11 protein-coding genes are annotated in these 12206 nt (G+C 62.3%); 4 read left to right on the top strand and 7 right to left on the bottom strand.

The window, feature by feature from the left end; all coding sequences use genetic code 11:
* Window positions 1–12: 12 nt before the first annotated feature.
* The 5 genes from BMX62_RS00145 to BMX62_RS00125 all read right to left on the bottom strand — a co-directional run bounded on the left by BMX62_RS00145 (window position 13) and on the right by BMX62_RS00125 (window position 4394).
* Window positions 13–750 carry a DsbC family protein gene (locus BMX62_RS00145; protein ID WP_090202565.1) on the bottom strand — a complete coding sequence of 246 codons (738 nt, stop codon included), beginning with the start codon at window positions 748–750 and terminating at the stop codon, window positions 13–15.
* Window positions 751–820: 70 nt separating this feature from the next.
* Window positions 821–1726, bottom strand: a complete 906-nt coding sequence (gene xerD, locus BMX62_RS00140; protein ID WP_090202253.1) for a site-specific tyrosine recombinase XerD — start codon at window positions 1724–1726, stop codon at window positions 821–823.
* 3 nt (window positions 1727–1729) lie between these two features.
* Window positions 1730–2527, bottom strand: coding sequence for a slipin family protein (locus BMX62_RS00135; RefSeq protein ID WP_090202251.1), 798 nt, complete (start codon window positions 2525–2527; stop codon window positions 1730–1732).
* On the bottom strand, window positions 2521–4002 hold the full coding sequence (locus BMX62_RS00130; RefSeq protein WP_090202562.1) for an NfeD family protein: 1482 nt from the start codon (window positions 4000–4002) through the stop codon (window positions 2521–2523). The genes BMX62_RS00135 and BMX62_RS00130 overlap by 7 nt, the downstream gene beginning before the upstream one ends.
* A gap of 5 nt (window positions 4003–4007) precedes the next feature.
* Entirely contained in the window at window positions 4008–4394 is a 387-nt protein-coding gene (locus tag BMX62_RS00125; protein ID WP_090202250.1) for a PilZ domain-containing protein, read from the bottom strand.
* 182 nt (window positions 4395–4576) lie between these two features.
* On the opposite strand from BMX62_RS00125, the gene BMX62_RS00120 reads away from it, so the two are divergent.
* The gene (locus BMX62_RS00120) at window positions 4577–5098 is read left to right on the top strand and encodes an RDD family protein (protein WP_090202248.1); all 522 of its coding nucleotides are present in this window, start codon (window positions 4577–4579) and stop codon (window positions 5096–5098) included.
* Window positions 5099–5102: 4 nt separating this feature from the next.
* On the opposite strand, the gene lptG is transcribed toward BMX62_RS00120, so the two are convergent.
* Together lptG and lptF are read right to left on the bottom strand one after the other, a co-directional pair.
* On the bottom strand, window positions 5103–6164 hold the full coding sequence (lptG, locus tag BMX62_RS00115; RefSeq protein ID WP_090202246.1) for an LPS export ABC transporter permease LptG: 1062 nt from the start codon (window positions 6162–6164) through the stop codon (window positions 5103–5105).
* Window positions 6161–7276, bottom strand: a complete 1116-nt coding sequence (gene lptF, locus BMX62_RS00110; protein ID WP_090202244.1) for an LPS export ABC transporter permease LptF — start codon at window positions 7274–7276, stop codon at window positions 6161–6163. Before lptF ends, lptG begins: the two co-directional genes overlap by 4 nt.
* 142 nt (window positions 7277–7418) lie before the next feature.
* On the opposite strand from lptF, the gene BMX62_RS00105 reads away from it, so the two are divergent.
* The 3 genes from BMX62_RS00105 (at window position 7419) to BMX62_RS00095 (ending at window position 12181) form a co-directional block, all read left to right on the top strand.
* A complete protein-coding gene (locus BMX62_RS00105) occupies window positions 7419–8912 on the top strand; it encodes a leucyl aminopeptidase (RefSeq protein WP_090202243.1) in 1494 nt (497 codons plus the stop codon).
* Between the two features lie 21 nt (window positions 8913–8933).
* Entirely contained in the window at window positions 8934–9356 is a 423-nt protein-coding gene (locus BMX62_RS00100; protein WP_090202241.1) for a DNA polymerase III subunit chi, read from the top strand.
* A gap of 62 nt (window positions 9357–9418) precedes the next feature.
* Window positions 9419–12181: a valine--tRNA ligase gene (locus BMX62_RS00095; protein ID WP_090202559.1), complete on the top strand. Its 2763-nt coding sequence runs from the start codon at window positions 9419–9421 to the stop codon at window positions 12179–12181.
* Window positions 12182–12206 lie beyond the last annotated feature (25 nt).

The following is a 12206-nucleotide window of genomic DNA, read 5'->3' as shown; positions in this document are numbered from 1 at the left end:
CGGCAAAATCCATTACCGGGTTACGGCCTTGACATGACCGATCATCTCCATGAGGTCATCGGCAGTGCGGTAGCCAGGGACCAGATCGCCGCTGTCCAGCAGGATGGCCGGCGTGCCGTTAATGCCCATCATCTGTCCCATGATCACATGATCCCTGACCGGAGTCTCACAGGTTTTTGTCTCAATGGACTGCCCCTGTTTCACCTGATTCATGGCACTGGCCCGGTCATCGGCGCACCAGATGCTCACCATCTTGCGGAACGTGGCGCTGCCTTCCCCGGTACGGGGGAACATCAGGTAACGTACCTCGACCCCCTGGGCGTTCAGGGCCGGCACTTCCTCATGCAAACGCCGGCAGTAGGGACAATCCACATCGGTGAATATCGTGATGACATGCTGGGTATCTCCCTTGGGGGGATAAACCACCATGCCGGCTTGGTCCATGCCCGCGAGCATCTCCCGGCGACCTTCAGACCGGGCCACCGCTGTCAGACTGCGGCGGCTGTCCAGTTCCACCAGTTCACCATCCACCACATAATCCCCGTCGCGGCTGATATAAAAAAGCTGGGCGCCGTATCTCACCTCGTAAAGCCCCTTGATGGGGGTTTCCCGAATACTGTCGGGTTCGACACTGGGCACCAGGATGGACACCCGTTCCTTGAGATGTTGCAAAACCTGGGCATCAGCGGCGGCCACGGCAGGCGCAGCCAGCAGGGCTGTCAGAATGAGGATAAGGACATGTCTAGGCATTAGGATGACTCTGTTGATGATGGGGCAATTCCAGAAGGGGGTGTCATGGTAGCGGGAACCGGTGAGCGGTTCACCCCCTGGGATGATGGGAACCATGCAAATCCTTGAGCCGTTCCCTGGCCACATGGGTATAAATCTGGGTGGTGGATAAAGTGGCATGGCCCAGCAGCATCTGCACCACCCGCAGATCCGCGCCATGATTGAGCAGATGGGTGGCAAAGGCATGGCGCAGGGTATGGGGTGACAGGGGCTTGGTGATACCCGCACTTTCTCCATGACGCCGGATCACATACCAAAACGCCTGCCGGGTCATGCCACCCCCCCGACGGGTCACAAACAATGCCTCGGACTGACCATGTCCCAGCAGCAATGCCGGTCGCGCCTGGGCCAGATAGCGATCCAGCCAGTCCATGGCCACTTCTCCAAGGGGCACCAGCCGTTCCTTGTTGCCTTTGCCCAGGGTGCGTACCACATTGTGACGCCGGTTCACCTGCCCCAGCCGCAGGCCCACCAACTCGGAAACCCGCAGGCCAGTGGCATAGAGCAACTCCAGCATGGCCCGGTCCCGCAAGCCATTGGGATCTGTCACATCCGGGGCGGCCAATAGCGCTTCTACCTCCGCCTCGGTGAGATGTTCCGGCAGGGGCCGCCCCATCCGGGGCGGCTCAATACGGGCGGTGGGATCATCACGGATCTGGCCGCTTTGGAGCAGAAAATCGTAAAAACGCCGCAGGGTGGACAGCAGCCGAACCAGACTGCGGGGTTGGGCACCTGTCTCCAGACGTTGGGCCATATAGCCCAGTAACTGCCCCCGATTGACCTTCACCAAAGACACGCCGATGGACTCCAGATGGCAGGCCAGTCCCTTGAGATCGGACCGGTAGGCCGCCAGGGTGTGATCACTGAGTCCTTCCTGCATCCACAGGGTATCGAGAAACCGGTCGATGATCGGCTGATCCCGGAGTCCACTGGCCAAGGGTCACTCCTTTTCCTGATTGTTTTTCCAGGTCACCCGGGGCATACCATCACCGTTCCCCACCAATTCCTTGAATGCGCTCATCAGGTCCATGGGGAAGGGGAAGATGATGGTGGATGCGTTTTTATTGCTCATGTCGCTCATGGTCTGCAGATAACGCAGCTGCAGTGCCTGGGGACTTTTGGCAATGATATAGGCGGCTTCGGTGAGCTTCACCGCTGCCTGCAATTCCCCTTCGGCATGGATCACCTTGGCCCGCCGTTCCCGTTCGGCCTCCGCCTGACGGGCAATGGCCCGGATCATGGTTTCGTTGAGATCCACATGCTTGATCTCCACGTTGGCCACCTTGATGCCCCAGGCATCGGTCTGTGAATCGAGAATGCTTTGGATATCGTCGTTGAGCTTGTCCCGTTCAGAGAGCATTTCATCCAGATCATGCTTGCCCAGTACAGAGCGCAGGGTGGTCTGGGCCAACTGGCTGGTGGCGTTGTTGTAGTCTTCCACCTGAATGATGGCCTTGGCCGGGTCCACCACCCGGAAATACAGCACCGCATTGACCCGCACGGTGACGTTATCCTGGGAGATCACGTCCTGACTGGGGACATCCAGGGTAATCACCCGTAAATCCACCCGAACCATCTGTTGAATGCCGGGAATGACAATGATCAGACCCGGCCCCTTGACGGTCTGAAAACGTCCGAGGAAAAAAATAACAGCCCGTTCGTATTCTGGAAGAATCCGAATGGACATGACCAAAAAGCCCAGAACCAGGCCCATGGGAACCAATAATGCTGTCAACATGATATGTCTCCTGTGGTGGTCTTGCCGGAGACGGGCACAACATTCAGCGTCAACCCGTCGATGGATGTGACCTGGACCGTATCCCCCTTGACCAGGGGCGCATCGCAGCGGGCCAGCCAGGATTCACTATGAATCCAGACCCGGCCCCGGCCAGCGGAAAAATCCTTCATCACGGTGCCGGCGGCCCCTATGAGTTCTTCCTGGCCCGTTGTGACCTTGCTTCGGCGCAGCCGGGTCAATTTACCCAGCACCCAGATCAGGAACACGGCGGAAACCAGGGCGGTGCCGCCCACCAGGGGCAGGGATATGTGCAAATTGGCCTCGTCTACCAAAATGATGGAGCCGACCACAAAGGCGGCGATACCGCCAAAGCCCAGGATGCCGAAACTGGGCAGGAAGGCTTCGGCGATCATAAAGAGAATACCCAGGAAAATCAGGGCCAGGCCGGCATAATTGATGGGCAGCACCTGGAAGGCATACAGGGCCAGCACCAGGCAGATGGCACCCACCACCCCAGGGAAGATATTACCCGGATTGGCCAGTTCGAAGATGATGCCATAGATGCCTACCAGCATCAGGATATAGGCAATGTTGGGGTTGGTGATCACCGCCAGCAGACGGGTGCGCCAGTCGGGTTCCAGTTCTACCAGTTGCAGATTTTCGGTATTGAGTTCACGGGTGCCCACTTCCAGCTTCACCACCCGGCCATGAATCTGGCCCAGCAGATCCTCCAGGTTTTCGGCCACCACGTCGATGACATTCTTCTCCAGGGCATCGCTGGCGGTGAGACTGACCGCTTCCCGCACCGCGTCCTCGGCCCAGTCCCCATTGCGGCCCCGAAGTTCCGCCAGCCCACGGATATAGGCCACCGCATCTTCCAGCACCTTGCGCTCCATGGCGGTAGACCCCCGGCGGGGTGAGGTCTGTTCCTCGGTATCGTCGTCGGTGGCCGCTGGTGCCTGGATGTCATCGGCGGCATGGTCATCCTGGGTTCGGTCGGCGCTGTCCCTGGGGCGCTCCCTGGGTTCGTCGGGGAGACCCGGCATGCCCCCCATCTGCACCGGCGTGGCCGAACCCAGGTTGGTGGCGGGGGCCATGGCGGCAATATGACTGGCGTAGAGCAGGTAGGTGCCGGCACTGGCGGCCCTGGCGCCAGAGGGATAGACATAAGTGACCACCGGCACCGGAGAGGACAGGATGCCCTTGATCATGTCACGCATGGAGGTATCCAGACCACCGGGGGTATCCATGCGCACCACCACCACCTCGGCATTGCGTTCCTGTGCCTTTTCCAGCCCCCGGACAAAATAATCGCTGGTGGCCGGGCCGATGACGCCCTCCACGTTCAGGATCACGGCGATGCGTCCTTCCTGGGCCTGACTGGCCACCGCCAGCAGACCGCCCAGACAGAGCAGCAGACACCACAGCAGCAGCCGGGCCGGGAAGGATCGGGAGGTGGTTGAGGATCGGATCAAGGGAGTCACGTTGAATGGACCTCGTACAGTGCGGCCAGATCACGTTCCAGCAGGGTGTGGTCACCCAGATTAAGCTCCACCAGACGTTTGAGATGCTGGGCGCTGTCCAGTTCCATCGAGGTGATGCGCAGGCCCAGATCCCGGCCATTGATACGCTGTAACTGCACCTTGAGCTGAATGTCCAGGTCTTCGGTGAGGGGCACTCGCAGCCAGCCCTGTTCCCCCAGCCGGGTCTGGGGGACGGGATGGGGCATGCGTACCAGCCCCCCCTGTAACGAAAGATCCACCAGTTCCACGGCGATCTCTTCGGGCGTATCCAGAAGGACATAGGCCACCCCGGTGAAGCTGACCCGATGAAAATGCCGTCGTTCCTGACCGTGTTCTTTGCTCATCTATTTTGCGCTCGTGGATACCTGAACCCTGACCGGGGACACATCGGCCCACCGATCCCTTATGGAGTATAAGACCGCACCGGGCGCTTTGCTGCAAAGCCTGCATCCGGGGCTATAATGCCCGCCCATCTCCCGATCCCAGCCATCCTCCAGGACAGGCACCAGCCCAGCAGGAATCTGCCATGACCGATCCCCAGTCCTCTGCCCCCCTTGAACCCATCGGTATCCTGCGCCGTCTGGCCTGTGTGGTCTATGAAAGCATGTTATTGCTGGCGGTGCTCATGCTCACCGCTTTGGGCGCCACCCTGCTGACCGGCGTCACCGAGTCCCACCCCCTGTTTCCCCTGTTTACCCTGCTGATCCTGTGTGTGGCCTTTCTCTATTTTGGCTGGTTCTGGACCCGGGGGGGCATTTCCCTGGCCATGCAAACCTGGCGCATTCAACTGGTGGGCCGCCGGGGACAGGCCATCACCTGGATGCACGCCATGCGCCGGTTTCTGGTGGCCCTGCTGCAATGGGTGGTGCTCCTTGCCGGTCTGCAGGCGTGGCGCACCGACCTGTGGCCGGTGGCTGTGGTTGTGCTGGTGCTGGTGGTCGCCGGGTTGATCTGGACCTGGCGCCACCCGCAGAAACTGATGCTTCACGATCTGCTGTCAGACACCCGGCTGGTGCGCCTGCCGGATCACAAAAAAACCGGGGTCTGACCCGCTAACGCACCCGGCGCAAGGCCCACAGGGCCACCAGCAGGAAGACCATCAGGGGCAGCACCGCACTCAGGAAAGGGGGCATGCCGTACACCAGTCCCATATGGTTCAGGGTGCGGTTGAGCAGATGAAAGCCCACCCCGATCAGGATGCCGATGAACAACCGCTGTCCTGCCCCGCCGGTACGCAGGGAACCAAAGATGAAGGGCAATGCCAGCAGCAGCATCACCAGACTGGACAACGGGGTGGTAAACCGGGTCCAGAAGGCCAGTTCATAGGGGGCCGACTCCAGATTGTTTTCCCGCAGATAGGCGATGTAGCGGGCCAGGGTCCAGGCGGACATCTGCCGTGGCTCCACCACAATCACGTCAAACAGTTCTGCGGCCAGCAGCCGGTCCCACTGTTCCAGGGCATTGTGTTCCACCTGTATTCCGGTGGTTGCAATACGGCTGCGGACCACATGTTCCACCGTCCACAGACCATCCCGGTAACGGGCCTGTCCTGCCTGGATCGACTCCACCAGGCGGCCATCCTCATCAAAGCGGTAAACCCGCAGATCCTGCAGTCGTAGCCCCGGCATGATGGTGCGCACATTCAGGAACCGATCCCCGTCCCTGGCCCATAGCCCGGCGCCCCCCAGATGAATTTGCTCGGCATGGGAAAAAGTACGCAGACTCTGGGCCTGACGTTCCGCCGCCGGTGCCACCACTTCCCCCAGCAGCACCGCCATCAGCATCATGGCCAGACCGGCCTGCAGGACTGCACTGACAATGCGGGAAACGGAGATACCCGCGGCCCGCATGGCCGTCAGTTCACTGTTTTCAGCCAGGGTACCCAGACTCAGCAGGGTGCCCAGCAGCACAGCGGTGGGAAACAGTTCGTACAACCGCCGGGGCACGGTCAGGGCGGTGTAGGTGATGGCCTGAATCCAGCCGTAGGAGCCGCGCCCCACGTCATCCAGTTCACCGATGAAAGTAAACGCCACATCCAGCGCGGTCAGCACCAGCAAGGCCAGCAGGGTGCCGCCGATCACCTGACGGGCAATATACAGACGCAGGATCATCATGCCCGCGCCCCCCGATACCGCCAGGCGATCATCAGCCAGCGCAAGCCATAGCGATGCACCAGCAGATAAATGATCAACATGCCCACCAGCACATGCACCCACCACATCCCCAGCCAGGCGGGAGACACCCCTTCCCCGTACCAGGATCGGGCCATGATCTGTAACTGGGCATAGATCACATACAGGGCAACCCCCAGGGCCAGTTTGGCAAATCGGCCCTGACGGGGGGAAGCATGGGCCAATGGCAGGGCCACCAGGGCCAGCAGCAGCATGGAGATGGGCGCAGCCAGTCGCCATTGCAGTTCGGCCCGATAGTCCAGGCGATCACTGCCCAACAGGGCCTGGGTGGGGACATTATCCGTGCGGTTACGCACCGAAGATGCCCCCGATTCGGGCATCCTGATCCCGTGGGTGGCAAATTCCACCATACGAAAATCCAGATCCCCCGGACTGCCCTCATAACGAAAACCATCCCGCAGGATCAAAAAGCGCTGACCGGAAACCGGGTCTACCTGTTGGGTGGCGGTGCGGGCCACCACCACCTCGGTCTGTTCCCCCTGACGCCGCTGGATAAACACATGATTCATGGTGCGCCGTTCATCGGAAAACGACTCCACAAAAAACACCACCCCCCCCAGCCCGGCGCCAGCGGAGGTAAACCGGCCTGGCGTAATGCCCATCAGATCGGAACGCTGACTGGCCTCGGCCCGGATCTGGTCCACCATCAGGGAAATCTGGGGCGAAACGAACAAGGACAGCAAGGCCAGGATCAGGGTCAATGGCAGGGTCAGGATCATAAGGGTGCGATACAAACGCCCGTACCCCACCCCTGCTGCCATCAGGGCCGCCATTTCGCTGTCCTTGTAGAGCCGGCCCAGGGACAGCATCAGCGCCAGGAACAGTGAAACGGGCAACAGCAGGATCAGGCCGTTAAACGTGCCCAGAATCAGGATGGGAGGCAACACATCGCCGGGAATACGGCCCTCGGCAGCCTCCCGCAATAACCGGGCCAGCACACCGCCCATGATGATCAGCAGCAGCACCAGGGTCACGGCAAGCTGGGTAATCAGCATCTCCCGGACCAGATAGCGATCGAGCACCTTCAGGCCCATGCCATCACCGGATTTGGGCGCCCATCGGTGGCGATTGGTGAAGAGAGTGGATTTTCCATAGAATGGACAGACTCTTGTCAGTGGTGGGCGGCTGCCGGTTCCCGGTCCGCCTCATATCCCCCAGCATCTCCCGAGGAACGGCATGGAATTTACAGTCGAAAGCACCCATCCTGCACAACAGCGCAGCGCCTGCATCGTCGCCGGGGTGTTCGAGCGCCGGAAACTTTCCGCCGCCGCCCAGGCCCTGGACGAGGCCACCGACGGCGCCATCAGCGCCCTGGTCAAGCGGGGCGACATGGACGGCGAGCGGGGGCAGTGCCTGTGGTTGCATCATGTCCCCCATGATCTGGCGGACCGGATCTTGCTGATCGGCTGCGGCAAGGAACGGGAGTTCAGCCCGGCCGCTTTCCGTCAGGTGACCGCCGCCATGGTAGGCGCCCTGCGCCGGACCGGTGCCGACCGGGTACACAATTATCTCACGGATCTGCCGGTCAAGGGACACGACCTGACATGGAAGCTGGTGCAGAGCGTACTGGTGGTGGAAGACGGCCTGTACCGGTTTGATGAATTCAAAAGCGGCAAAAAGCCCGCCCCCCCTGGCCTCAAACGCATGGTGCTCAACGTGGCAGATGCCAAGGATCTGAAAGCCGGCGCCCAGGCCATGGCCCAGGCCTCGGCCACCGCCCTGGGCATGGCCCTGACCCGGGATCTGGCCAACCGTCCCGGCAACGTCTGCACCCCCACCCACCTGGCGGAACAGGCCCGGCAGCTCAAAAAAGCCTACAAGGATCTGAAACTGGAAGTGCTGGACGAGGAAGAGATGGAAAAGCTGGGCATGGGCGCCCTGCTGGCGGTCTCCCGGGGGTCTGAACAGCCGGCCAAACTCATCGTCATGGACTACCGGGGCGGTAAAAAGAGCGACAAGCCGGTGGTCCTGGTGGGCAAGGGCATCACCTTCGACACCGGCGGCATCTCCATCAAGCCCGGCGAGGCCATGGACGAGATGAAATTCGACATGGGCGGCGCGGCGGCGGTCATGGGCACCATGAAGGCCGTGGCGGAACTTCGCCTGCCCATGAACATCATCGGTGTCATCGCCGCCGCCGAAAACATGCCCGACGGCAAGGCCACCAAGCCCGGCGACATCGTCACCACCCTTTCGGGACAAACGGTGGAAATCCTCAACACCGACGCCGAGGGCCGTCTGGTGCTGTGTGATGCCCTGACCTATGTGGAACGCTTCGACCCGGAGGTGGTGGTGGACCTGGCCACCCTCACCGGCGCCTGCATCATCGCCCTGGGCCATCAGGCCACGGCGGTACTGGGCAACCACGGCCCGCTGATCCATGACCTGCTGGCCGCAGGCCAGCGCAGCGGCGACCGGGCCTGGGAACTGCCCCTGTGGGATGAATACCAGGAACAGCTCAAGAGCAACTTCGCCGACATGGCCAACATCGGTGGCCGACCCGCCGGCACCATCACTGCGGCCTGTTTCCTGTCCCGGTTCACCAAAAAGTACAAATGGGCCCATCTGGACATCGCCGGTGTGGCCTGGAAAAGTGGCAAGGACAAGGGCGCCACCGGGCGTCCGGTGCCGCTGCTGATGCAGTTCCTGGCCAGCCGGGTGAAGGACTAACGGCGCCCCGCCGTTTGCGCCATGACCCGCGTTGATTTTTACACCATCAAGAGCGACCAGCCCCAGGCCCGTCTGGCCATCAGCTGCCGGCTGATCCAGAAGGCTTTCGGGCTGGGGCATCGGGTGCACGTGCACACCGGCGCCCCCGGCCTGTCGCGGCAACTGGATGAGCTGCTGTGGACTTTTCGGGATGATGCCTTCATCCCCCACGGAATCAATCCCCAGGACCCGGACATGCCGGTGAGCATCGGCCATGACCGCATCCCCCCCACGGCCCGGGATTTGCTGCTGAATCTAGCCGACACTGTCCCCGAAGGCTACCAGGGCTTTGCCCGGGTGGCGGAAATCGTCAACGAGGATCCCGTAGTGAAACAGGCCGGACGCCACCGCTATCGCTACTACCGGGAACAGGGCTACGACCTGCACCACCATCCGCTGGGATGACCACTCCCACCGAAAAGCATCATATAATCCGCCCCTTTCGCCCGCATCCAGACACAGGCACCATGGACAAGACTTACGACCCCCACGCCATCGAACAAGCCATTTATCAGGAATGGGAGGGCCGCGGCTGGTTCGCCCCCGCGGGCGAGGGCACGCCCTACTGCATCATGCTGCCGCCGCCCAACGTCACCGGCACCCTGCACATGGGCCACGCCTTCCAGGACACCCTGATGGACACCCTCATCCGCTACCACCGGATGCGGGGGGACAACACCCTCTGGCAGGGGGGCACCGACCATGCGGGCATCGCCACCCAGATGGTGGTGGAACGCCAACTGGCCCGGGATGGCCAGTCCCGTCATGATCTGGGCCGGGAGGCGTTTCTGGATAAGGTCTGGGAATGGCGGGACCACTCCGGCAACCAGATCCAGCAACAGCTACGGCGCCTGGGCACCTCCATCGACTGGCACCGGGAGCGGTTCACCATGGATGCCGGCCTGTCCCGGGCGGTGACCGAGGTCTTCGTGCGCCTGTACGAGGAAGGTCTGATCTATCGGGGCAAGCGCCTGGTGAACTGGGACCCGGTGCTGCACACCGCCGTTTCCGACCTGGAGGTCATCTCCGAGGAAGAACAGGGCAAACTCTGGCACCTGCGCTACCCCCTGAGCGACGGCTCCGGTCATCTGGTGGTGGCCACCACCCGCCCGGAAACCATGCTGGGGGATACCGCCGTGGCGGTGAACCCGGAGGATGAGCGCTATCGCCACCTCATCGGCAAAACCGTCACCCTGCCCCTCACCGGCCGGGAGATCCCCGTGATCGCCGACGACTACGTGGACCCGGAATTTGGTTCCGGCTGCGTGAAGATCACCCCCGCCCACGATTTCAACGACTACGCCGTGGGCAGCCGGCACCATCTGCCCATGATCAACATCTTCACCGTGGATGCCCGCATCAACGATGCCGCCCCCGAAGCCTACCGGGGCCTGGATCGCTTCGATGCCCGTCGGCAGGTCATCGCCGACCTGGAGGCCCAGGGTCTGCTGGAGCGCATCGACGATCACAAGCTCATGGTGCCCAGGGGTGACCGCAGCGGCGCCGTCATCGAACCCTTCCTCACCGACCAGTGGTACGTGAAGGCCGCGCCCCTGGCCGAACCCGCCATCCGGGCGGTGGAGGATGGCCGCATCCGCTTCGTGCCCGAGAACTGGAGCAAGACCTACTTTGAGTGGATGCGCAATATCGAGGACTGGTGTATCTCCCGCCAGATCTGGTGGGGTCACCGCATCCCCGCCTGGTACGACGAGGCCGGCAACATCTACGTGGGCGAGGACGAGGCCGCCGTGCGCCGCAAGCACCGGCTGGGGGACGAGGTACGCCTGACCCAGGACCCGGACGTACTGGACACCTGGTTCAGCTCCGCCCTGTGGCCCTTCTCCACCCTGGGCTGGCCGGAGCAGACCCCGGAACTCAAGACCTTCTACCCCACCGCGGTACTGGTCACCGGCTTTGACATCATCTTCTTCTGGGTGGCCCGCATGATCATGATGGGCCTCAAGTTCATGGATGATGTGCCATTCCGGGAAGTCTACGTCACCGGCCTGATCCGTGACGCGGAAGGCCAGAAGATGTCCAAGTCCAAGGGCAACGTGCTCGACCCCATCGACCTCATCGACGGCATCAGCCTGGAAGACCTGCTGGCCAAGCGCACCACCGGGCTGATGCAGCCGCAGATGGAAAAGCGCATCGCCCAGGCCACCAAAAAACAGTTCCCCGACGGCATCCCCGCCTTTGGCACCGACGCCCTGCGCTTCACCCTGGCGGCCCTGGCTTCCAGTGGCCGGGACATCAAGTTCGACCTGGGCCGCATCGAAGGCTACCGCAACTTCTGCAACAAGCTGTGGAACGCCGCCCGCTATGTGCTCATGAACACCGAGGGCCAGGACACGGGCCTTTGCGGCGGCCCGGTGGAACTGTCCCTGGCGGATCGCTGGATCACCTCCCGTCTGCAGGACACCATCGCCGAGACCCATCGCCAACTGGGGGAATACCGCTTCGACCTGGCGGCCAAAGCCCTGTACGAGTTCACTTGGTACGACTACTGCGACTGGTACCTGGAGCTGTGCAAGCCGGTGCTCACCGGCGAGGACAGCAGCGAGGCCGCCCGTCGCGGCACCCGCCGTACCCTGGTGCAGGTTCTGGAAACCCTGCTGCGCCTGATGCACCCGGTGATGCCCTTCATCACCGAGGCCATCTGGCGCCAGGTGGCCCCGCTGGCCGGCGTCACCGGCGACACCCTCATGCACCGCCCCTACCCGGTGGTGGACGATGCCCTCAAGGATGCCAGCGCCGAGCAGGAAATCGAGTGGGTCAAGACCTTCATCCTGGGCATGCGCCGCATCCGCGCCGAGATGGACATCTCCCCCGGCAAGCCCCTGCCGGTGCTGCTGGACAACTGGAAACCGGAAGACCAGGCCCGTTTTGCCGCCAACCAGGGTTTCATCCGCTTCCTGGCCAAGCCTGAATCGGTACAGTGGCTGGAAGGCACCGAGGCCCCGGAATCCGCCATGACCCTGGTGGGTGAGATGCGCCTGCTGATTCCCCTGGCGGGCCTGATCGACAAGGATGCGGAAATCGCCCGTCTGGAAAAGGAAATCGCCAAGGTGCAGAAGAATTTGACCCTGTGCGAGGGCAAGCTGGCCAATGCAGGGTTTGTGGAACGCGCCCCGGCGGAAGTGGTGGCCAAGGAACGGGAACGGGTGGCCGAGATGGGCACCACCCTGCGGGAACTGGAAGCCCAGTTGGAAAAAATCCGGCGGTTGTGAGGTGGGGTGTACCGGGGGGGCGTGC

It is taken from the genome of Ectothiorhodospira magna (genome assembly GCF_900110965.1).
Classification (GTDB): domain Bacteria; phylum Pseudomonadota; class Gammaproteobacteria; order Ectothiorhodospirales; family Ectothiorhodospiraceae; genus Ectothiorhodospira; species Ectothiorhodospira magna.
Note: the sequence above shows the minus strand (reverse complement) of the source record. Positions and strands in the feature narration are given on the sequence as shown.

Excerpts from the sequence above, each read along its gene's own strand:
- BMX62_RS00145 (WP_090202565.1), bottom strand. The coding sequence starts at position 750 with ATGCCTAGACATGTCCTTATCCTCATTCTGACAGCCCTGCTGGCTGCG.
- BMX62_RS00135 (WP_090202251.1), bottom strand. The coding sequence starts at position 2,527 with ATGTTGACAGCATTATTGGTTCCCATGGGCCTGGTTCTGGGCTTTTTG.
- BMX62_RS00125 (WP_090202250.1), bottom strand. The coding sequence starts at position 4,394 with ATGAGCAAAGAACACGGTCAGGAACGACGGCATTTTCATCGGGTCAGC.
- BMX62_RS00120 (WP_090202248.1), top strand. The coding sequence starts at position 4,577 with ATGACCGATCCCCAGTCCTCTGCCCCCCTTGAACCCATCGGTATCCTG.
- lptG (WP_090202246.1), bottom strand. The coding sequence starts at position 6,164 with ATGATGATCCTGCGTCTGTATATTGCCCGTCAGGTGATCGGCGGCACC.
- lptF (WP_090202244.1), bottom strand. The coding sequence starts at position 7,276 with ATGGGCCTGAAGGTGCTCGATCGCTATCTGGTCCGGGAGATGCTGATT.
- BMX62_RS00105 (WP_090202243.1), top strand. The coding sequence starts at position 7,419 with ATGGAATTTACAGTCGAAAGCACCCATCCTGCACAACAGCGCAGCGCC.
- BMX62_RS00100 (WP_090202241.1), top strand. The coding sequence starts at position 8,934 with ATGACCCGCGTTGATTTTTACACCATCAAGAGCGACCAGCCCCAGGCC.
- BMX62_RS00095 (WP_090202559.1), top strand. The coding sequence starts at position 9,419 with ATGGACAAGACTTACGACCCCCACGCCATCGAACAAGCCATTTATCAG.